Genomic DNA, 20,732 nt, shown 5'->3' on the forward strand with positions numbered 1-20,732 from the left:
ATGGAGCACCCGCGCATGAGCCGCATGGCCGCCCTGTCGTCGGCGGTGACACTGGCGTGTCTCACCGCCGCCACAGGCGTCGGCGCCGGACCGTCCGCCGCCGCGCTCTCGCTGGACGGCAACGGTGAGTGCACGTTCCCGATGAAGAAGCAGATCAAGGGAACGCCCTGGTCGCTGCAGCGGTTGGTGTTCGACCGCCTCTGGGAGGACACCAAGGGCAAGGAGAAGAACGGTAAGCCGATACGGGTCGCCGTCATCGACACCGGTGTCGATGACACCAACATCCAGCTGAAGACGGCCGTCGACAAGGGGAGCGGGGGGAACTTCCTGCCCCCGGCCAAGGACGCCTCCAAGGACGAACGGAAACTCGCCGCGGATCCGACGGTCGATGAAGTCGGGCACGGCACCAAGGTCGCCGGCATCATCGCGGCCCGCCCGCGCCAGGGCACCGGCTTCGTGGGTCTGGCCCCCGAGGCGACGATCATTCCCCTCAAGCAGAACAACGCCGAGGGCAAGGGCACGCCGGAGAAGATGGCACAGGCCATCAGGAAGGCGGTGCACGAGGGTGCCCGGGTGATCAACATCTCTCAGGACACCAAGGGGGGCCTCCCGCAGAGCGATCTGGAGCAGGCGACCGCCTACGCGGTCCAGCACGACGTGGTCGTGGTCGCGGCCGCGGGCAACGACGGCGCGAAGGGTGAGTCCAAGCGTACCTACCCCGCGTCCTACGGCGGTGTCCTCGCCGTCGCGGCCTCCGACCGCAACAACGAGCGGGCGTACTTCTCGCAGAGCGGCGACTTCGTCGGCGTCGCGGCACCCGGCGTGGACATGGTCTCCACCGTGCCCAAGGGCGGGCAGTGCGTGGACAACGGCACCAGCTTCGCCGCCCCGTATGTGGCCGGAGTGGCGGCCCTGATCCGCGCGAAGCACCCCGACTGGTCGCGGCAGGAGGTCATCGCCCAGATCGAGCAGACCGCGGAGCGTGGCGTCAACGGCCGTGATCGGTTCATCGGTTGGGGTGTAGTCGATCCGGTGAAGGCCCTCACCGACGATGACGAGAAGATCGAGCGCCCCACGACGGACACCGGCTCGGCGGCGAACGTCCCGAAGCCCGAGCCCGGGCACCTCACCCTGGGCGAGACCCCGCAGGAGCGTCGTACCCGGCTGGCCACATACGCCCTGGGCATGGGCGCGGTGGTCGTGGGCCTCACCGCGGGCGGTGCGGTCGTGCTGCGTGACTGGCGTCGCCGGCGTGACACATGAGGGGCGTCGGCGGTGCTTGACGCCATGTCGTTACCCGGCCGTCTCTGGCGTCCCATCCATGTAACAACCGGATATTTGTTGGTCATGCACACGGGGATGCTGACTAGAGTGATCCTTGACAGCTTTGGTCCGATGCGCACGGGACGGTCACAGAGCACCGGCCGTTCCACCGCATCCGATTCATGGGGGAAGGTGTGCCATGGCGGAGAAGCTCCGCGTAGAAGGTCATGATTTCAAGACCCTCGAGAGCGCCATCGACTGGATGGAAGGTCAGCTGACCGAGCGCATCGGGAAGCTCAACAACGTGATCGACCACGTCGAGGGCCACTGGAAGGGCATCGCGGCGGGCGCGTACAACAACCTCCAGTCGGAGGTCAACAGTGACGTCCGCCGGGTGAACCAGTTGCTGAGCTTCACCCGCGAACTGGTGAAGGCGAGCCGGGACGGTTTCGACCAGGAAGAGCTCGACCAGCTCAAGAACATCAACAGCGTGGGAGGCGGGGAGAGCGGCATCCTCGGTTCCTTCCACGCCTCTTGATCCTCGTGATCTGTCCGCCTCGCATCAGGAGTTAGAGCTCAATGGAGATTACGTACGAAGGCGTTGTCGAAGCCTCGAACATGGTCAAGAACGAGGCCAACACGCTCAAGACCGACCTCGACACCATCATGAGGCAGATCAAGGGTGTGTCCGAGTCGTGGACCGGTGAGGCACAGCGCGCGTTCAACGAGCGTCAGCACGAGTGGAACCAGCGTGTCGACCACCTGCACACCACCCTCCTCACCATCTCGAGGAAGCTGCTGGAGGCTACGGAGGGCTACAGGGCCAATGACCATCGTCAGGGCCAGCGGTTCGCATCGTAGAGAGAGACACAGCGCGCACAGCCTGCGGTCGTTTCGTGGGTGCGGGGACACTCGGCCCGAGCCGAGTGTCCCCGCACCCACAAGCGCTGCCATCCAGGTATTGAAGGAGGTGCTTCATGGCTGAGTTGGCGCCGGACGGGGGTGGCTCCGCTAAGTCCCCTTCTTCGGCGGACCTCGACGCTCCCACCGAGTCCCTACAGGAATTCAAGAAGCGTGTTGACAGGCTTCTGACCGATCTCGATAAGTCGGACGCTGCGCACGGCAAAATATCCCAACAGAAGGTGACCACCGCCGCCTACGGGCAGAACTTTCCCGAAGCGCTGTCGTTGGCGAGCGCGTACGAGCTGGTGCACGGACGGCTGCAGCTGCTCTCCCAGACCCTGGGCGAGCAATTGGAGGCGATGGGCATCACGGTGGGCGCCGCCGACAGTGACTACCAGACGGTGGACCACGAGCACGGGCAGCGCCTGAAGGCCATTCAGGAGCGCACCAAGAGCTACTACGAGCAGTATCGGAAACAGCACGAACCGAAGGGCCACGGCAAGCCGGACGCTCCCAAGACGGGCGGCGGCAAGAGCAGCGGCCACGACGGCATGTGACGGGTGAACGGGGGATGTGGACATGGGCGAATCAGACAAGCTGCCGCCGCTCAAGATGTGCTACAACATCACCAGTTTTGAGCATGCGTCGTTCGAGGACATGCTCGCCATGGTCGAAGGTACCGATGAGCAGGAGATCATTCGTCGCGGCAATGCCCTGACGAAGGCGCAGTCCGAGATCGAGAAGATCGGTGACGAACTCAAGAAGCGTGTCGGGCGGGTCACGTGGAAGGGTGAGGGCGGCGACGCGTTCCGGAACTGGGGCGACGACTTCGCCAACCAGGCCCTGAAGCTCGCGAGCTTCGCCGGCTCCGTCGGCACCGCCATGGAGACCGCGGGCCAGGCGCTGAGCGAGGTCAAGAAGTCGATGCCGGATCGCCCGGCGGGCTCGCAGATGTGCTACGCCGACCAGGAAAAGGAAAAGAAGCGCCTGGAAGGTCTGGACAAGGCCCGCGACGAGGCCCTTCCGCAGATGTACAAGCTGGCTTCCTACTACCGGATGTCGCAGGAGACCATCGCGGGCACCCAGCAGGAGGAGCCGGTCTTCAAGCCGCTGCCGGCCTCTGCTCTGCCGAAGACCCAGGATGGGGGCGGGCAGGAGAGCTACGGCTCGCCCAGTGTCTCCGGGGGCAACGCCCACACGGCGCCCGCTTCTGTCGGGACGACGCATCCGACGGTCGATCCGTCCACGGTGAGCCCGGGTTCGCCTGCGCACGTCTCACCTGCGCATGTCTCACCGGGGCATGTCACCCCTCCGTCGGTTCCGGAGAACCCGGGGCATGTCACGGTTCCGGACGCCACGCACACCAACATCGACACGGTGAAGCCGTCGCCGCCCATCACCACGGCGCCGCAGCTTCCGACCGACGGTGGGCCTCCGGTCTCTCCGGTCACCGACCGGCCCGGGCCCGTGGGCCTGCCCGCGTCACCTCCACCGACGGTCGGGCCCACAACCGGTGTGGGCAAGATCGGCCCCACCGTGGGCAAGGTCAACCCCTCTGTGGCCAAGGTCAATCCCACGGTGGGCAAGGTCAATCCCACGGTGGGGACGGGCGGCACCAAGGGGCCCCTGGCCGCTCCCAGGCTGCCGAACGGGCCGACCGAGCAGATCAACGGTCGATCCACCAACCCGATGCGCGCCGACAGGAGCATCGTCGGCGGTATCCAAAACCACCAGGCGGGCACCAACCAGGGCACCCGGCAGAGCCGGGGGACGGTCATCGGCAGGGAGCCGGCCGGGCCCGTGGGCCGTGCGGGTCCTGGTGCGGGTCCTGGCCTCCCCGCGGCCGGGCGGCCCGGAGGTGTCATCGGCGGCGGTCCGAACCGGGGAGCTCCCGCGGCGGCCCGGGCCGAGGGTGCGTCGCGTCGCGCGAGCGAGCTGCGGACCGGCGGCGAGTTCACCCCCGGTGGGAGCGGACTGGTCCGGGGGCAGGCCGAAGGACGGGCGCCGGGAACGGCGGCATCGGGACGCGGTGAGGGCCGGACGAGGCAGCGCGAGGAAGGCCGGGACGCGCCCGACCAACTGGCCGAGAACGACGAGACCTCGAACGAGGGTCGGCGCGGTACGGTCCCTCCCGTGATTGGGTAAAACCCTTCCGCATAGTCCGCGGATGATGGCGAGCACAGGACGAACAGGCGATATGGAAACAACGCTCAACCGGGCCCGGAGCCGGACGACAGCGATCATCTCGCTGGTCGCGTCCTTGCTCGCCATCATGGGGCTGACCGCCCCCGCCGCCTCGGCGGACACCATGCGGGAACGCCAGTGGTATCTGGACCGCATGCAGGCGGAGAGCATGTGGAAGGTCAGCACCGGCAAGGGCATCACCGTCGCGGTCCTCGACGGCGGGGTTGACGCGTCCGCTCCGGAACTGCGGGGCAAGGTCCTCAAGGGCAAGAACTTCAAGGAGTCGGGCAAGGACGCCCGTAAGGATCCGGACGGCCATGGAACGGCCATGGCGATGCTCATCGCGGGAAGTGGCCGCGATGGTCAGGGCGTCAAGGGCGTTTCGCCGGATGCGCGCATTCTTCCGATCACCGTCTTCGGGTCCACGAAGGAATCCGGAACCAATAGCGTCCCGGCCCTCGCCAAGGCCATCCGCTATGCGGCCGACAGCGATGCGCAGATCATCAACATGTCGCTGGGCTTCCAGGATTACATGGTCAAAGGCGGTGCGAGCAGCCAGCTTCGGCAGGCGGTGGAATACGCGATCAAACGCGGCAAGCTGCTGTTGGCCAGTACCGGGAACGACGGGGAATCGGGGAACTACGTCTCCTATCCCGCGGCCATTGACGGAGTGGCCGGAGTGGCAGCCGTGGATCAGAGCCTGAGCCGGACCAAGTTCTCGACTTCCGGGCCCGATGTGGCGCTAGCCGCCCCCGGGCAGGACATCCCGATCCGCTGCACCAACGGAGAGCCGGGATACTGCCGCAGTTGGGGTACCAGCCAGGCCACGGCGATCGCCTCCGGCGCCGCCGCGCTCATCTGGGCCAAGCACCCCACATGGAACGGCAACCAGGTGCTCCGCGTCATGATGGACACCGCCGGAAAGCCCACCGAGGGCAAGATTCCCAGCCGCTACATCGGCTACGGCACGATCCGTCCCCGTTATAACGTCCTCGAGAACCGGGGCAAGCCGGGCCCGGCCGACACCAACCCCCTGGTGCCCGCGCAGGCCGGCGGCCCGTCGTCCCCCTCCTCGTCGCAGAGCCCGTCCCCGTCTGAAGGCGGCGGTGCCAAGGACGGCTCTCCGGCGAGCGACACCGCTGCGGAGAGCGGCGGCGGCGATGACGGCAGTGGGGCCCTCCCGTGGATTCTGGGTGCCGCCGGCATCGTCGCCGTCGCCTGTCTCGCGCTGTTTGTCGTCCGCCGCCGGGTGACGTCGCACCGATGACGAGCGTCCCCGGGAACCGCGCTTCCCCCCCCATGAACCCCGGCCATGGAATCCACAAAGAAAGCATCCCGTTCCGGATGTACTGATGGTGTTCCGAATTCGCCACGGAAGTGGTTCACCAGCGGCAACCGCCGTTACGGGAGGCACGCCAACTGGACGGCCGTGCTAGCGTGCGAAGCAAAGGATAGGCAACACAACTGCGCTTCTGGTCATTTGTTCACAAAAGCGCGATGGCTCCGCGATTGGCCAGTAAGGGGGAAGCGTGAGCGAGGACTTCATCCGCGAGATGCAACAGATCCAGCAGTATGCGGAGAATCTGCAACACCTGATGTCGGACATGCACGACCAAGTGCCCAGGAGTTCCGAAGGAACGGACGCGCAGGGGGCGGTCTCCGTGATCCTGGGTGCGGACGGGCTTCCGGAGTCGATCAAACTCGCGTCCGACTGGCAGCGCCGACGTCCTGCTCAGGACCTCGGCGCCGCCGTGGTCGAGGCGTTCGAATCCGCCATGAGCGACCGCATGGAGCGCTGGTCACGGTCGCTCGAGCAGTCCGGCTGGGAGGAGCGGGCCGGTCAACTGGACGACGGTCCCGCCTCGTCCGCGCCGACGACACCGTCCCGTCCGGTCCCCGAAATCTCCGACCACGACGTGCGCCACGTTCTCTACCGGCCCATTGACGAATCGATCGAGGACGCCCTCACGGCATTCGACGCCGTCGACCGACTGGACACGGATTCGTTCCTCCCGCCGCAGGTCAAGGGCGAATCCGCCGCGCGCCGGGTCACTGTCACCCTCACCGCACACGCCTTGGTCTCCTGCGAAGTGGACCCCCAGTGGGCTGCCGGACAGTCAGTCGTCCGACTGAATCAGGCACTGAACGAGGCCTTGAACCACGCGCGCGAAAAGGTCGGCAGTGTCGAGAGCCCCGGTGCGGCCGGCGTCGCGAACCTGCATGTGGGCGGTCTGATGAACGAGTTTCTGGCCATCCTCAAGAACCCACAGCGCTTCGCGGACTGATACGGAGAAGAACTGATACGGAGGAGAAGGGAGGGCCATGAGCAAGCTCAAGGTCATCACCGACGCGATACGCGCTGACGCCAGAACGTGGGATGAACAGGCGAAAGCGATCGGCGGTGTCGGGACCAACATAAGCGGGCTGCGGCGCGAGCGGCTTGAGTTGGGCATGTACCAGATGTTCTTCGGTGCCTACGAGGATGCCATCGACCATCTTGCGGATCGGTGCTCCGAAGGGCAGAAGCGGATGTCGGAAATCGCTGACGCGCTGGTCAAGAACGCGAAGGCGTACGACGACCACGAAGTGGAAACCACGAAGTCCGTGGAAGACGCCTACTAGCAATCGGTGGTGCACCGGGGAAACGGAGACGGCGATGGCATTCAGTCAGACGCAGTTCGAAACGCTCATCGAGAAAATAGAGGACAAACTCGAAAAGCTCGCAAAGGATCTTGTTACGTTCGGTAACAAGACCAATGGGGCGGTGGATCACTGGTACGTTCCCAACGCTGTCGCGAAAGCCGTAGTCGCCGCGGCGAACAAGCTCATCGAGTTCGTGAAGTGGATCCTCAAAAAGATCGCCCATTTCCTTGAGGGCGTCGCCGCCCCGGTCATCTTGTTCATCGATGCCGTCAGTTGGAAGGGGAAGGGTATCCACGGCGATGCGACCACCGCCTCGTCCAGCACCCAGAAATTCAACCTCGAGGCTCCCAAGCAGTGGAAGGGCGATGGCGCCGACTCCTACACCAACGCCGTCTTCCCCCAGTCCGGCGCGGCGGCCCAGGTGGGGACCAACGCGAATTCGATCGGGGATATCCTGATCACCGCCGGTATTGCCGGAGTGGCGTTCTACGGAGCGATCGCCGCTTTCTTGATCCAGTTCATTCCCGCCATGGCCGCTGCGATCGCCGCGAGCGCGACCGTCGTCGGCGCCATCCCGGCCGCGATCGCCGCCATGGGCGAGGGCGTGGCGGGCTGGATCGTCATCACCACCGCCGTGAGCGCTCTGCTGGCCGTGCTGGGCGACCAGGCCAAGGCCATGGCCGACCTGCAGAGCAACGCCAACGACAACAGCGGGTTTCCGAAGGGCCACTGGCCGGTGGGCACGGCCTGACGCGCCCGACATGACGATGTGAGGAGAGCCTGTGTACGGACCGCGCGCCGCCCTCTGGGCCGCCGGGGCGGCATCACTTGTGTCGCTGATGCTCCCGTTGCTCACCGACTGGGCCATCGGTCTCCCCCCGATCCCGGTGATCTGCCTCCTCTGTGCGCTTGTGGTCCTCTGCCCGCCGGCCGCCGAGTTGCTGGCGATGCGGCATAAGACGCGGCAGGAGCAGACCTGGTACGCGGAGAACTTCGCGTCGTTCGAGGAGTTTCGCGGCTCCGTGGACCGTGCGGCCGTACTGCGGGTCCGGGAGACGAAGGGGCCGGCGCACGCCCTCCGCGAGGTCAGGCGCCAGTACCCTTCGCTCCCGCTCAAGGTGGCCGCCCGGCTTGTCCGGGAGCTGTGAGGGCTGGCGCAGGGCTCGCTGAGCGGGCAGGGCCCGTACGGCCGGGGCAGCCCGGTCCGTACGGGCCCTGCCCGGCTCCAGGCCGGGGCGTAAGCCCCCCGCCTCACTCCATCGACGGCACCCACGCCGTCTGGACCAGTGACGCTCCGCCGCGCCGCGAGACGAAGACGCCCCGGCCCGGTGGCAACGGGCGCGCCTTGACCTGGCCCAGCAGCTCGCCTTCACCCGGTGAACCCGACAGCACGACGCCCTGTGCGCCCAGCTCCTTGAACCGCTGCATGAACGGCTCGTACGACGAGCGCCCCGCGCCGGCCGTCGTCCGCGCCACGATGATGTTGACGCCGGCGTCCCGCGCGTACGGCAGGTTGTCCACCAGCTCGGACATCGGGTTGCCGGACGAGGTGGCGACCAGGTCGTAGTCGTCCACCACGATGAAGGCCCGCGGTCCCGACCACCAACTCCGGTTGCGCAGCTGCTGCGGGGTGACATCCGTCCCCGGGATGCGCTGGCTGATGAGGGTGTTCATGTCGGCGATGTACTTCTCGAAGGCGTTCTGCGTCGTGCCGTAGCCGACCAGATGGGGCTGTGGCACGACCTCCAGCAGACTGCGCCGGTAGTCGCCGACCACGAACAGCCCCTCCTCGGGGGCGTAGCGCTCGGTGATCTGCTTGATGAGCAGACGCAGCAGAGCCGTCTTCCCGGACTCCGACTCGCCGTAGACGGCGAAGAAGGGGTCGCTGTCGAAGTCGATGAAGACCGGCTCGAGGTTCATCTCGTCGATGCCGATCGCGATGCCCCGCTCCGGCTGCTCATGGCCGGACGGGATCTCCCGCACCGACAGCGTCCGCGGCAACATCCTCACCTGCGGCGCGTGCGGGCCGGGCCAGTTGTCCACCGACGCCCTGACGAACGTGGCAGTCGCCTCGGCCAGGTCGTCGGCATTGCCCGACGTACCGTCGATGCGCGGCAGACCACCCAGGAAGTGCAGCTTCTCTGGAGTGAGTCCGCGGCCTGGGGCACCCACGGGCACATTCGCGGCGACCTTACGGTCGAGCTCGGAGTCCATCGGGTCACCGAGCCGCAGCTCGAGCCGGGAGAGGAACTGATCCTTGAGCGCCGCTCGCATTTCCATATAGCGCGTGACCGTGACGATGAGGTGCACCCCGAGTCCCAGACCACGGGTGGCGATGTCGGCGACGATCGGCTCCAGCATCTCGTAATCCGTCTTGAACGACTGCCAGCCGTCGATCACCAAGAAGATGTCGCCCCATGGCTCTCCCGGCAGCTGCCCGGAGGCACGAAGCTGACGGTAGGTACCGATGGAGTCGATGTTGTTGTCCCGGAAGAACTCCTCGCGCCGGTTCAGCACGCCGGTCACCTCGGCGATCGTGCGGCGGATCTTCTCCGGGTCCAGACGCGAGGCGACCCCGCCGATGTGCGGCAGCCCCTCGACCGCGATCATGGCGCCACCGCCGAAGTCCAGACCGTAGAACTGGACCTCGTGCGGGGTGTGGGTGAGCGCGAAGGATCCCAGCAGGGTGCGCAGGGCGGTCGACTTACCGGACCGCGGACCCCCGACGATCAGCATATGGCCCTGTGCGCCGGAGAAGTCCCGGTAGAAGATCTCCCGCCGCTGCTCGAACGGCTTGTCCACCATGCCGACCGGTACGCACAGACCACCGCTGCGGGCATAGCCGCCGGCATGCAGACCGCGCTCCGGCGAGACGGTGAGCTGGGGCATCAGCTGGTCCAGGGACGACGCCTCGGTGAGCGGCGGAAGCCACACCTGGTGCGCCGACGGACCGCGTCCCTCGAGGTTGTTCACGATGACGTCCAGCACCGTGTCCGCGAGCGCGTCGTCCACCCGGTCGCGGTCCGTCGTGTACGTGAAGGCGGGGTCCGGCTCCGAGAAGCGGACCGGCACCGGCGCGGCACTGAACAGCACCGGACGGCGGTCGGTCGGGATCGGACCACTGCCCACGACGGTCGACGCGGACGAACGGTAGGGCCCGGACACATACGCCGCCTTGAAGCGGACCATCTCCTCCGTGCCGAACTTCAGATACCCCGAGCCGGGCACCGACGGCAGGTGATAGGCGTCCGGAACGCCGAGCGCCGTACGGGACTCGGCGGCGGAGAACGTCCGCAGACCGATGCGGTACGACAGGTAGGTGTCCAGACCCCGCAGCCGGCCCTCTTCGAGGCGCTGGGAGGCCAGCAGCAGATGGACCCCGAGCGACCGGCCGATGCGGCCGATCTGGATGAACATCTCGATGAAGTCGGGCTTGGCCGTCAGCAGCTCGCTGAACTCGTCGATGACCAGGACCAGGGAGGCCAGCGGCTCCAGCGGAGTGCCCGCGGCGCGCGCCTTCTCGTAGTCGTGGATGTTGGCGTAGTTGCCCGCGGAGCGCAGCAGTTCCTGACGGCGCTGAAGCTCACCGGTGATCGAGTCGCGCATCCGGTCGACCAGTGTCAGATCGTCCGCGAGGTTGGTGATCACCGCGGCGACGTGCGGCAGCTCCGCCATGCCCGAGAAGGTCGCGCCGCCCTTGAAGTCGGCGAGGACGAAGTTGAGCGTCTCGGAGGAGTGCGTAACCGCCAGGCCCAGCACCAGCGTCCGCAGCAGCTCCGACTTTCCTGAACCGGTCGCGCCCACGCACAGGCCGTGCGGGCCCATGCCCTCCTGGGCCGCCTCCTTCAGGTCGAGCATGACCGGGGCGCCGCTCTCCCCGACCCCGATCGGAACGCGCAGCCGTTCCGCCGTCGAGCGGGGCCGCCAGGTGACCACCGGGTCGATGGACGCCGCGTCTCCGAGGTTGAGCAGGTCGGTGAACTCCAGGTTGGTCAGCAGCGGTTCGTCGTCCCCGCCGCCCGCCGAGACCCGCAGCGGGGCGAGCTGCCGCGCCAGCGCCTCGGCGCCGGCCAGCGACAGGGCGTCCGGAACGCCCTCGTACACGGCCGAGGCGGACTCCACCCGGAGCAGACCCGGCCGTACGATCAGCGACAGGCCGCCGCGCAGCTCGTCCAGGCCGCCACGGATGACCTCCAGCACCGTCACGCCCTGCAACCCCTCCTGGGCGGCCAGAAGCGAGTCGGGCGGCACCAGACCGCCGTCCAGGATCACCACCACATGTGGCGCGTCCAACAGCGGCTGCCCATCCCGGTTGAACCGCGAACGGCCCTCCAGACGGCTCTTCAGCAGATCCTCGACCTCGGCCAGATTGTCGCTGAACAGCCGCTTCGTTCCGGCCCCGTCCACCGACCCCGGCACCTGGGTGTGCGGCAGCCACTTGACCCAGTCCCACTCCTCCGTGGCACCCGCCGCGGCCACCACCGCGATCACCAGGTCCTCGGGCGAGTGCAGCGCCGCAAGGCTTGCCACCAGTGCCCGGCTCGTCTCCAGGGTCGTCCCCGGCTCGCCGGAGACCGTCATGTGGTAGAAGGCCCTCAGGCTGACGGCCATCGGCATGCCGTCCAGCGACCCATGAACCGCCACGAACTGCTGCATGGCGCCCGCCGACAGCGGCTCCAGCTCCTCCACCGGAGCGGTTTCCGGCGCCACCAGTGGCGTCCACAGCTCCTGCGGCCCGAGCCCGATCCGCACCTGCACGAAGTCGAGGTCGGTGATCCGCCGCTCCCACAGCCGGCTGCCCTCCGCCACCAGCGACCACAACTGCTCGGGGGAAGGGTGGAGAAAGAACTGCGCATCGCGCTGTGCGCGCGCCGTGCGCTGCACCCTCCGCCGGGTCTTGGCGAGGTACTTGAGATAGTCGCGGCGGCCCTCCACCGCCTCGCCCTGCGCGCCCTTGCGATACCGGATCGCCTGTGCGATGACCATCGATACGGTCGACAGCAGCATCATCACGCCCATGATCTTCATGAACGGTGCCGAATTCGGCATGAAGAAGAAGACCACCGACGAGCCCATGCCGAGCATGGGCAGCAATTGCATCGCCATGCCTTCCCGCTCGCCGCGAGGCAACTCGGGAGGGGATTCGAGTCGGAGTTCATCCGCGGGCATCTCGGGAGGAGTCTCCCGAGGTGGACGTTTCACGATGATCTGGCTCATCGGCCTGTCTATCCCCCGATGCGGACTGAACAATTGAGGACCTGCCGAGGTCCGCACGCACGCTTGCCGCGCGTCATTGCGGCACCTACCCGGCAACGAACCGATCCTACGTGTCGGGAAGACAATTGGCGCCCGGTAGGGTGACCTCTCGCACACTGCCAGACATGCACGCGTCCGGACGGAAGACGCGGAGAGACGCTAACTGAGAGGGCCCCGCAGGTGAGTTCGACCACATCGACCGGTTTCTGCCGAGTGACGGTCGTCGCACCCGACAGCCGCATCGACGTCGCCCTCCCCGACGACATAGCCCTGGCGGACCTGTATCCGGAGATACTCAGGCTGACCGGCCAGACCCAGCCCACGGGAACGCCGGTCGGCTACCACTTCGTGCGTCGCGACGGCACCGTCCTGGACGGCTCCCGCTCCCTCGCGGCGCAGCGCGTGCTGGACGGGGACGTGCTGTCCATGCGCCCCTTCGCACAGTCCCTCCCGCCCGTCGTGCGCGATGACGTCTCCGACGCGATCTCCTCGACGGTGGCCGGTGACCACGCCCTGTGGAACGCCCGCTACCTGCGGGCCTGCGGGCTCTTCGGCGGCGCGCTGCTCTTGATCTTCATGGGATTCGTCCTGTGGTTCGCCGACCCGGTCAAGCACGACATGCACGGGCTGCCCGGCGTCATCGCCGGTGGCGTAGGTCTGCTGCTCGCGGTCTTCGCCGGCGTACGGGCACGGGTCTACGACGACCGGGCCTCAGCCATTGCCCTCGGCCTCGCGGCACTCCCGCACGTGATGATCGGTGGATCCGGGGTCCTGGCACTGGACGCGGGCGAGGGCATCGGGCGGCTCCAGTTCCTGCTCGGCTGTGTCGCCGTCCTGATCGTGTCGGTCGCGCTGGTCGCCGCCATGCCGTCCGGTGACGCTCCTTTCGTCGCCGCCGTCGTCCTCTCGGCCTTCGGCACGCTGGCCACCTTCTGCCAGATCGTGACTGACACCGGCGCGGCGGGCACCGCGGCCGTCTGCGCGGCGGTCGCCATCGCCGCCATCGCGTTCCTCCCCGGCCTCTCCGCGCGCGCCGCCCGGCTGCCCATCGGATACGTCGCGCCTCGCGACGCCTCCCGCAACGACTACGGCGCTTCCGGCGGCATCGAGCTGGACAATCCCGTGTCCGCCGTGGCGCGGCCGGTCGACGGCGAGCGGATCGCGGCCCAGGTCAAGCGTGGCCACGAGCTTCTCCTCGGCCTGGTGGGCGGCTGTGCGGCGGTCGTCGTGGGTTCCTCGGCGGTGCTCGGCTTCTCCGATGGCACGTGGGCCCAACTGCTCGCCCTGGCCGCCGGGCTGGCGATGCTGCTGCGCGCCCGTCTGTTCCGGTACACCTGGCAGGTCGGCTGTGTCCTGGCGTCCGGCGTCACCTCCCTCGCCCTCCTCATCCTGGGGCTCGCCCTCAACCCGCCGACGAGCGCCGTCATCGACCTGCTCAGCGGCGACAGCGGCCCGCTGAACATCCGTACCGTCTGGCTCACCGCCTCCGTCGCCTTCGGCGCACTGATCCTCATCGCGATCGCTCTGATCGTCCCGAAGAAGAGCGTGACGCCTTTCTGGGGCCGCTTCGGCGACCTGGTCGAGGGTGCGATGCTGCTGTCGATCACACCGCTCGTGCTCGCCGTCCTGGACGTGTACGCGAAGGCACGCGGTCTGGTCAGCAAGTGACGCTCCACGAACGGTGAAGCAGTGGCCGACGGCCACCTGCCACGGCCGAGGGCGCCCCGGTCACGTACCCCGTGACCGGGGCGCCCTTCGCGCTGAACTTCACCCATGGGAATGACCCATGAGCCGCCCGGATCCGAACGACGGGCGGAGTGCCTTTCCCATACGTCCGATGCCTGAGCTATGCCCTGGAATCGCCAAGGTCACCTTCCCGGCAATGAAGTTGGGCCGTGCACCCTCCGCCACTAAGCTGGTGCCGACCGTCATCATGTACGCCGTAGGGGGGAATCCGATGAGCGAGCGGAGCCGGGTCCCGGCGAACGACGCCAGTGCGAGCGGGGCGCGCGGGGGCGGGTCGGATCTCAAGGTCGAGGCCGAGACGCTGGCGGGCTTCAAGAGCAGGATCGACAAGATCCTCCTCGATCTCGAAGAGTCTCCGGCAGCAAAGAGCAAGATCAGCGACCAAACGGTCGCACACACCGCCTTCGGCGCGGAATTCTCCGCCGCCGCGGACCTCGCGGGTGCCTACGAGAAGCTGCACGACCGCCTGGAAAGGTTCTCCAAGACGCTGGGCGACCAGCTCGAAGCCCTGGGCATGGCCGTCCAGATCTCGGACCGCGGCTACGAGAGCATCGACGCCGAACAGGCCGCCCGCCTCCGCGCCATCCAGGACCGTACGGCCAAGTACTACGGCCAGAACGCGGACAACCGGGGCGACGAGCCCCGTACGGGCGAGTCCGGCACCGCCGATTCGAACTTCAAGTAAACTACAAGTAGGGGGAGACGTGGGGAACGGGGAGTTCGACGGTCTGTCGGTGGAGAACCTGCGCGCCATGCTGGCCAACGCGGACCCCGACAAATTATCCGCGGCAGGGACCGCCCTGGGCGACGCGGGCCCGAAGATCCTCGACATCGGCTCGGACTTGCGCCGTCATGTGTCCCGCGTGGATTGGACCGGCGAAGGCGGCTCCGCCTTCCGCGAGTGGGCCCACGACTTCGCCCTGGAAGTCATGCGCTTCGGGCAGTTCACCTCCACGGTCGGCCAACACGTGGCCCAGGCCGGCCAGGCCCTCTCCGAGACCAAGTCGGCCATGCCCGAGTCCAGGGGCCCGGGCCCCAGGGCAGCCCACGAGGACCCCGCGGCGCAGGACGCAGAGCGGCGCGAGACGGAAGAGGCCAGGCACCAGATGGAGCGCCTCTCCTCGGCCTATCGGGCGGCGCAGGAGACGATGGCGGCGGAGCGGGAGCCGCAGTTCAAAATGCTGCCCCTCAACGATGGCCAAGTCCGAGATGCCGGACGGAGATACGACTCCGGCACTGCGACAGGTACGGCACCTCATTCGGCAACAGGCGTGAGTCACTCGCCGCAAACGGAAGCCGAGATTCCAGCGGCATTACAGCAGGTGGATTCGGAGCCGAGTCATCACCAAGGGACGGGCACTCGCATCGACTCGACTGCCACCCTCCCCGATCCAGAGGTCAAGACGCCACATCGTATCTTGACGCCGCCTACGGACCAGCCCAGGCAACCAGGCCCCGTCGTGATGCCAACACCCCCGATGGGACCGTCCACAGCGTCCCCTCGACCCACCACACCCGTGACGGGGAAGAGCATGCCTCGCCTCCCCGTGACCGAACGCGTCACAGGACCTGGAGGCGAGCCTCCGCGTCGCCTCGCGCCGCGAAGGCCGGTCGAGAACGATGTTGTGGGAGGACAGCAGCGGCGCCTCAGCTCTTCCCCTCGCCTCCCGCGTGCAATGGTGGTGGGGGAGGAGAGCGGTCACATGTCCCGCGGCCCCGGAGGGGTCGGCCAGCCCATGGCGCGGACAAGCGGTGTGCCAGGGACCGAAGGCGTGGCTTCAGGGCGTCGGCTGGCCTCGGAGCCAGGAGGACCGGTCAGTGGCCCGCGCACGCCAAACACCGGTGTCACCGGCACGCGTCAGCGGGGTGTTGCCATTGGCGAGGAGTACGGATCTCGTACTCGTGGGCCCGTCTCAGGGGCGGCACCTTCTGGCGGCTCAAACGCGGCAAGTGGACGCAGGATCGCCTCCGAGTCAGGGGGGTCGAGCGCGGATCCTCGGGCATCCTCCGGAAGAGGCGCCGCCTTCACTCGTGGGGGTACCGGGCTCATTCGGTCAGGTCAGGCCGAAGGGCAAGAGCCTGCCGGCTCAGAGCCTTCTGGCACCAGCCGTCGCGGTTCCGGGCCCGAGAGTAGGCAAGGACGTGCGGTCGTTGATCAAGGAGTCTGGGAGCTAGGGCGCCAGGACGCATTGCCTCCCGTCATTGAATAGTCGGCACTTGAAGTCTCAGGAGATTTCGCAGGGATGTCAGTCTTGTCCAGTGGAAACAAGAGGCGCTCAGTGCGTGGGTTGGCGCTACTTGCGGCACTCATCACATGCATGGGAAGTTTCACGTCCCCAGCGATCGGCCAAGATATACGTTCGCGCCAGTGGTACCTCGATGCGATGGCGGCCGACCAGATGTGGCGAACAAGCACAGGCAAAGGTGTCATCGTTGCCGTGCTGGACACAGGGGTTGATGACACGCTCCCTGAGTTGCGTGGTCAAGTTCTGGAGGGCAAGAACTTTTCACACGAACCGAAAGGGGCGAACGTCGATACCAGTGGCCACGGTACGGACATGGCGGCTGTTATCGCGGGGACAGGGCGTTCCGGTGGGATCCAAGGGCTGGCGCCTGGTGCGAAGGTGCTTCCAGTGAAGACCAGTTCGGGGCATCTCGGGATCGGCGACGCAACGCCGGCCTATCTCAAGGCGATGCGCTATGCCGTGAAGCAGGGTGCGCGCGTCATCAACCTCTCGGAGACCATTACGAGTTCACTGAGCGATGATGCGAGAAAGCGCCTTCAGGATGGCTTGGACGAGATAAATTCAAGCGGTGCCATTATATTTGCGGGCGTGGGAAATGATGGTAAGTCTTCCAATGTTGCAGGCTATCCATCTAGCCTTACTGGGGCTGTAGCAGTAGCTGCTGTAAATCAGAGCGGAACGGTTTCGAAGTTTTCGACTTATGGTCCACAAGTGGCTCTCTCTGCCCCTGGTGAGGGTATTCCTGGGCATTGTCAGGATGGGGGAGGATGGTGTGAGCAGTCGGGTACCAGTTATTCCACTGCCATCGCCTCGGCGTCAGCCGCCCTCATCTGGTCCGCCCACCCGAAATGGACGGCCAACCAGGTTCTGCGCGTGATGATGCAAACGACGAGCAAGCCCAAGGGCAAGGTCCCGAGCGAATACATCGGCTACGGCATCATTCGACCTGCCCAGGTCCTACTCGACGGCAAGGGAAACCCGGGGGCAGCGGACGTCAATCCGCTGTTCCCCAAGTACCAGCCGGGGAAGGAGTCCTCCGCATCTCCGTCTTCCTCTTCGAAGTCCGACACCGCCTCGGCCGCCCCGAACGCTCAGGCTGACAAACCCGGTTCATCGGCAGAGGATGACAATAGCAATGGCAACATGCTCATCTACATTGGAGTTGGTGCGGCCGTAGCTCTGGCCCTCGGCGGTGGGGGCTATGCGCTCGCCCGCCATCGGAGGCGGGTGTAGCTGCGGCGACGACTGGGGGTGGCATTCGAGATCTGAAACATTCCCGGAAGTGGGGACGACGCATGCCACGCGCTTCCGAGTCCCTAAGGTGAGTCTCGCTTTCGGTGCTCCGGAGATGCCGCTGGCGGGATCTGCTCGTCCAGCGAGCAGCACGATGCTGTGTGCAACTCTTATTGCCGCCGTTGCAATGGTTCTGGCTATCTCAGCGAGTTTTGAGAGTTACCTTATCCGGAGCCGGATAGGCCACCTTGTTTTTGCATGACAAGCGGCCCTCCAGGTCAGTGAACCTCTTTGCGGATTCAGTTAGGATGCTGATGTCGGCGCGATTGGAAAAACCCACGTTGTCGAAGAGCGTGACCTGGAATGCGAGCATCTTCTTATCCTTGGTTTTCTCGGCCAAGTCGGGACGTTGGCAGTCCACCAATAGTTCGGCGATCTTTCTGTCGCCGGTATTGCGTGCGCTGTAAGACGTCGACTCGCCGGTCTTCTTGTCCGCCGACGGGAAGGAGTTAGGTCCCCAGTTTACCGTAATCCTGAGCAATTTTTTCCTGCCTGAATCGTCAAGAATGCCGCATGGCGAACCTGCCTCTGGTTTGAAGCTGGTCATCTCCTTGTTCATCCCCAAGCTGATTTTGATGGCGAAGTCCTCCCCGTCTCGGGGCACAACCACCTTCTTCAGGTCGTGATCCCGCTTTGCTTCAGCCACGGTTTTCCCGTCGAATATGCCCAGACAGGTCTTCTCGCTGAGCCGAGTGAGATAGGGACTCTTAGATTGCTCTTCGTCCCGTCGTTTTGAATCGCTATCATTCCCATCGCAAGCAGTGGCCGTAAAAGCAAGCAGACAAGCGAGCGATGTAACGGCACCTGAGGGCACTCCACCCAGAAGTGGGCTACGCATAATCACCTTCGACTTCCTGTTATTTTCCACTGTCGGTGAGCCTGCTGTTGCCCGCGCCGCGGTCATAACCGTTCTTTATGGCCTCCTCGACTCTGGCATACCATGGCGAGTTGTCAATTTCTGGATTAACTGCAACATATGAATCAAACGCCATCACTGATCGGTGTTGACTCTTCTCGATGAATTCTTTCTTGAGGTCGCTCGCGTCTCTGTCGATCTTGATGTCAATTGCTTCTTGGCGACGCTCCGTCTCTCTGTCGATTTGGATGCCCTTGTGTGTTTCCATCGCGCCGGCCGCGCCGTCGATGAATGGTGTGGCAAAGGGGGCGTACCTTGCGGTCTCAAGGGGCATGGTGATGAGACTTGTGGCGCTGCCGATTCCCTGACTCACGCCGTACTTCTTCCATTCAGCGGCTTCAGATAGCTTTCTGGCCTGCTCAGCCTTGGTGTCTTCGGCGTTTGACGTGATGGCGTCGGCTCGCGCCTCAGCGAGGATTCCCTGAGTTTCGGCGCCGGTTACAAAGATGGCGATAAGGGAATCATCTGCCTGAGGATGTGCCTTAACGGCACTGTTTGTGAACTCTTGTTGTGCGACTGAGAGAATCTTATAGCTGTCATCGTCTCGGCCAACTGCTGAAAGGAAATCGTTGGCTCGCTGGTGTGTAATGAAGATATCGCCTTCACCGATTGCGCCGAAGGCGGCGTCCCGAATCCCGCTACCAGAATTCTTGTCGCCGTAGTTCGCAGTTGCCCAGTCCAGGTTGTCCATATAGCCCGCGCCCATTCTGGCCAGACTGTCGCTGAGCCCTGGTTTATCTTCGGCCAGCCCCGAATTTTCGGCAACCATGACGACTGTCTGGGCCATTACGTTGGCGCTTTCCGAAGTCCTGTGCAGACCCAACTCAGGTTGGTCGTACGGATGTCCCAAGGTGGCTGCTTCCAAGGCGTGGCCCAACTCGTCGTAGCCGTAGCCGCGATCACTGGCAGCGAGGGGATTCCCGTTGGGCCAGCTCCGGTCCTGTAAGAGATACTTCAGATCGGGGTCCGGCGTAGCCAATGGGTCTTCTTCATAGCCCTTCCGATAGAACAGCGATTGGGCCGCCTCCGGATTGTGCCCCAGTGCCTCCATGTACCCCGCCATGGGGTCCATGCCTTGGTCACTTCCCTTACCGAAACTGAGGTATGGCGCATACCTGTCGGGGCTCCACAGACCCTTGAGGTCATCCTTGTGCTTACGGTCGAACTCGATCAAACCTCCGGTGCGACCGTCCTTGTTGTGGCTGTTCGGATCCTTGTAGCCCTTGCCGTAGTCGTACAGGAAATCCTTGTCATACTCCCCGTACCGCAGCAGGCTGCTCATGACCTGGAAGCCGTAAGGGCCCTTAACAACCGGGCCGCCGGAATGGGTGTTGTCCAACCGTTGGGGGCCGAGATTGATGACGTCTCGTTTCCATTGCTCGATGGCCTTGCTGTCGGAGTGGGAAGCTGTGGCAAGAGTGAATCCCAGGGACTTCTGCAGCTTTGCGAGTGTCTTTGTCCGGTCGTCGCCCGTCTGGGTTGTGTCGGCGGCGTGTTCCCAGAACTGCAGTGTGCCCTTCGCTCCTAGTTGGATGGCGAACTTCTCCGAGAAGAGTGGGTCTCCCTCATGTTTCGAGAGGATCGAGTTGACCTTCTGGAGGTCGGCTGTGGAGAGTTCACCCTTCCACTCTGCCCGTTCGATGACCGTCTTGAGGTCTTTGTAAGCCTGATCGCGTCCCTTTTCGGCGCCCTTGATGCTGTTAAAGCCGTCGCCCGTGAACCCCTTGCCTCGGCCGTTGAAGTCTTGGGCGAGGGCCCAATGTAGGACCTCGTCGGCCGCGGTCGCGTCCGACAGCACTTGTAGGATTCGGTCGTTGTAGCTGGATACCGTTTCGGAGTATCGCTTGGCTTGAAGGGTCTCGGCCCGCTCTGAAATGTCGTCAAGGTTTGTTGGGCTGTACGACACGTGGCCCTGATCGTCGATAGCCAGGTTCTTATCCGCTTCGATGTCGTCCCTGTAACCCTTGAGCTTCTTCTTGGCATCCCTGAACTTGGTGTGGGCATCGCTGAGAAGGCCGTGTATGTCCTTGGCCTCGAGGGCAGCCTGTTCCATCTGCTTCGCTACCGCTTTGATCTTGTCGGCGGCTGCCTCGGCTGCTTTGCCCTCCCAGTCCGAGTTGGTGATGGGGGACGTGACCTTCTTGGCGAAGTGAGTACTGACCTGCGTGAAGTGCTCCGGTAGGTTGCGCCACTTGTCGACTGCGTCGGAGAGCGGTTGGAGGTTCACCTTGAGGAGATCGTGGTAGGAGACCATCGTTCTTATCGCCCTCCATGGATGTTCT

At 65.3% G+C, this 20,732-nt stretch carries 16 protein-coding genes; 13 read left to right on the forward strand and 3 right to left on the reverse strand.

What is annotated here, in order from left to right:
• The first annotated feature begins 15 nt into the window (after positions 1–15).
• From mycP (VT50_RS35115) to VT50_RS35160, 10 genes are all read left to right on the forward strand, one after another.
• The gene (gene mycP / locus VT50_RS35115) at positions 16–1,263 is read left to right on the forward strand and encodes a type VII secretion-associated serine protease mycosin (protein ID WP_240529434.1); all 1,248 of its coding nucleotides are present in this window, start codon (positions 16–18) and stop codon (positions 1,261–1,263) included.
• Positions 1,264–1,462: 199 nt separating this feature from the next.
• A complete protein-coding gene (locus tag VT50_RS35120; RefSeq protein WP_046090313.1) occupies positions 1,463–1,801 on the forward strand; it encodes a WXG100 family type VII secretion target in 339 nt (112 codons plus the stop codon).
• Positions 1,802–1,842: 41 nt separating this feature from the next.
• Complete coding sequence (locus VT50_RS35125; RefSeq protein WP_046090312.1) at positions 1,843–2,124, forward strand: WXG100 family type VII secretion target; 282 nt, start codon at positions 1,843–1,845, stop codon at positions 2,122–2,124.
• Positions 2,125–2,240: 116 nt separating this feature from the next.
• Complete coding sequence (locus VT50_RS35130; RefSeq protein ID WP_046089033.1) at positions 2,241–2,723, forward strand: hypothetical protein; 483 nt, start codon at positions 2,241–2,243, stop codon at positions 2,721–2,723.
• A 22-nt stretch (positions 2,724–2,745) separates the two neighbouring features.
• A complete protein-coding gene (locus VT50_RS35135) occupies positions 2,746–4,311 on the forward strand; it encodes a WXG100 family type VII secretion target (RefSeq protein WP_046089032.1) in 1,566 nt (521 codons plus the stop codon).
• Between the two features lie 22 nt (positions 4,312–4,333).
• The gene (gene mycP / locus VT50_RS35140) at positions 4,334–5,617 is read left to right on the forward strand and encodes a type VII secretion-associated serine protease mycosin (protein WP_240529435.1); all 1,284 of its coding nucleotides are present in this window, start codon (positions 4,334–4,336) and stop codon (positions 5,615–5,617) included.
• A 262-nt stretch (positions 5,618–5,879) separates the two neighbouring features.
• Positions 5,880–6,635: a YbaB/EbfC family nucleoid-associated protein gene (locus VT50_RS35145; RefSeq protein WP_046089031.1), complete on the forward strand. Its 756-nt coding sequence runs from the start codon at positions 5,880–5,882 to the stop codon at positions 6,633–6,635.
• Between the two features lie 37 nt (positions 6,636–6,672).
• A complete protein-coding gene (locus VT50_RS35150; RefSeq protein WP_046089030.1) occupies positions 6,673–6,972 on the forward strand; it encodes a hypothetical protein in 300 nt (99 codons plus the stop codon).
• Between the two features lie 34 nt (positions 6,973–7,006).
• Positions 7,007–7,744, forward strand: coding sequence for a hypothetical protein (locus VT50_RS35155; protein WP_046089029.1), 738 nt, complete (start codon positions 7,007–7,009; stop codon positions 7,742–7,744).
• Between the two features lie 31 nt (positions 7,745–7,775).
• Positions 7,776–8,141, forward strand: a complete 366-nt coding sequence (locus VT50_RS35160) for a hypothetical protein (protein ID WP_053048737.1) — start codon at positions 7,776–7,778, stop codon at positions 8,139–8,141.
• Between the two features lie 103 nt (positions 8,142–8,244).
• On the opposite strand, the gene VT50_RS35165 is transcribed toward VT50_RS35160, so the two are convergent.
• Positions 8,245–12,210, reverse strand: a complete 3,966-nt coding sequence (locus VT50_RS35165; RefSeq protein ID WP_046089028.1) for a type VII secretion protein EccC — start codon at positions 12,208–12,210, stop codon at positions 8,245–8,247.
• A 219-nt stretch (positions 12,211–12,429) separates the two neighbouring features.
• On the opposite strand from VT50_RS35165, the gene eccD reads away from it, so the two are divergent.
• The 3 genes from eccD to VT50_RS35180 all read left to right on the forward strand — a co-directional run bounded on the left by eccD (position 12,430) and on the right by VT50_RS35180 (position 17,474).
• Positions 12,430–13,917 carry a type VII secretion integral membrane protein EccD gene (gene eccD / locus VT50_RS35170; RefSeq protein ID WP_046089027.1) on the forward strand — a complete coding sequence of 496 codons (1,488 nt, stop codon included), beginning with the start codon at positions 12,430–12,432 and terminating at the stop codon, positions 13,915–13,917.
• Between the two features lie 289 nt (positions 13,918–14,206).
• Positions 14,207–14,680, forward strand: a complete 474-nt coding sequence (locus VT50_RS35175; RefSeq protein ID WP_046089036.1) for a hypothetical protein — start codon at positions 14,207–14,209, stop codon at positions 14,678–14,680.
• A 1,699-nt stretch (positions 14,681–16,379) separates the two neighbouring features.
• A complete protein-coding gene (locus tag VT50_RS35180) occupies positions 16,380–17,474 on the forward strand; it encodes a S8 family serine peptidase (protein WP_240529436.1) in 1,095 nt (364 codons plus the stop codon).
• A gap of 202 nt (positions 17,475–17,676) precedes the next feature.
• Here VT50_RS35180 and VT50_RS39190 read toward each other — a convergent pair whose 3' ends face one another.
• Together VT50_RS39190 and VT50_RS35185 are read right to left on the reverse strand one after the other, a co-directional pair.
• The gene (locus tag VT50_RS39190) at positions 17,677–18,438 is read right to left on the reverse strand and encodes a hypothetical protein (RefSeq protein ID WP_143645311.1); all 762 of its coding nucleotides are present in this window, start codon (positions 18,436–18,438) and stop codon (positions 17,677–17,679) included.
• On the reverse strand, positions 18,392–20,704 hold the full coding sequence (locus VT50_RS35185; RefSeq protein WP_053048735.1) for a hypothetical protein: 2,313 nt from the start codon (positions 20,702–20,704) through the stop codon (positions 18,392–18,394). The genes VT50_RS39190 and VT50_RS35185 overlap by 47 nt, the downstream gene beginning before the upstream one ends.
• Positions 20,705–20,732 lie beyond the last annotated feature (28 nt).

It is taken from the genome of Streptomyces antioxidans (assembly GCF_000968685.2).
In the GTDB taxonomy this organism is placed as follows: Bacteria; Actinomycetota; Actinomycetes; order Streptomycetales; family Streptomycetaceae; genus Streptomyces; species Streptomyces antioxidans.

Excerpts from the sequence above, each read along its gene's own strand:
- mycP (WP_240529434.1), top strand. The coding sequence starts at position 16 with ATGAGCCGCATGGCCGCCCTGTCGTCGGCGGTGACACTGGCGTGTCTC.
- VT50_RS35120 (WP_046090313.1), top strand. The coding sequence starts at position 1,463 with ATGGCGGAGAAGCTCCGCGTAGAAGGTCATGATTTCAAGACCCTCGAG.
- VT50_RS35125 (WP_046090312.1), top strand. The coding sequence starts at position 1,843 with ATGGAGATTACGTACGAAGGCGTTGTCGAAGCCTCGAACATGGTCAAG.
- VT50_RS35130 (WP_046089033.1), top strand. The coding sequence starts at position 2,241 with ATGGCTGAGTTGGCGCCGGACGGGGGTGGCTCCGCTAAGTCCCCTTCT.
- VT50_RS35135 (WP_046089032.1), top strand. The coding sequence starts at position 2,746 with ATGGGCGAATCAGACAAGCTGCCGCCGCTCAAGATGTGCTACAACATC.
- mycP (WP_240529435.1), top strand. The coding sequence starts at position 4,334 with ATGATGGCGAGCACAGGACGAACAGGCGATATGGAAACAACGCTCAAC.
- VT50_RS35150 (WP_046089030.1), top strand. The coding sequence starts at position 6,673 with ATGAGCAAGCTCAAGGTCATCACCGACGCGATACGCGCTGACGCCAGA.
- VT50_RS35155 (WP_046089029.1), top strand. The coding sequence starts at position 7,007 with ATGGCATTCAGTCAGACGCAGTTCGAAACGCTCATCGAGAAAATAGAG.
- VT50_RS35165 (WP_046089028.1), bottom strand. The coding sequence starts at position 12,210 with ATGAGCCAGATCATCGTGAAACGTCCACCTCGGGAGACTCCTCCCGAG.
- VT50_RS35175 (WP_046089036.1), top strand. The coding sequence starts at position 14,207 with ATGAGCGAGCGGAGCCGGGTCCCGGCGAACGACGCCAGTGCGAGCGGG.
- VT50_RS35180 (WP_240529436.1), top strand. The coding sequence starts at position 16,380 with ATGGCGGCCGACCAGATGTGGCGAACAAGCACAGGCAAAGGTGTCATC.
- VT50_RS39190 (WP_143645311.1), bottom strand. The coding sequence starts at position 18,438 with ATGACCGCGGCGCGGGCAACAGCAGGCTCACCGACAGTGGAAAATAAC.
- VT50_RS35185 (WP_053048735.1), bottom strand. The coding sequence starts at position 20,704 with ATGGTCTCCTACCACGATCTCCTCAAGGTGAACCTCCAACCGCTCTCC.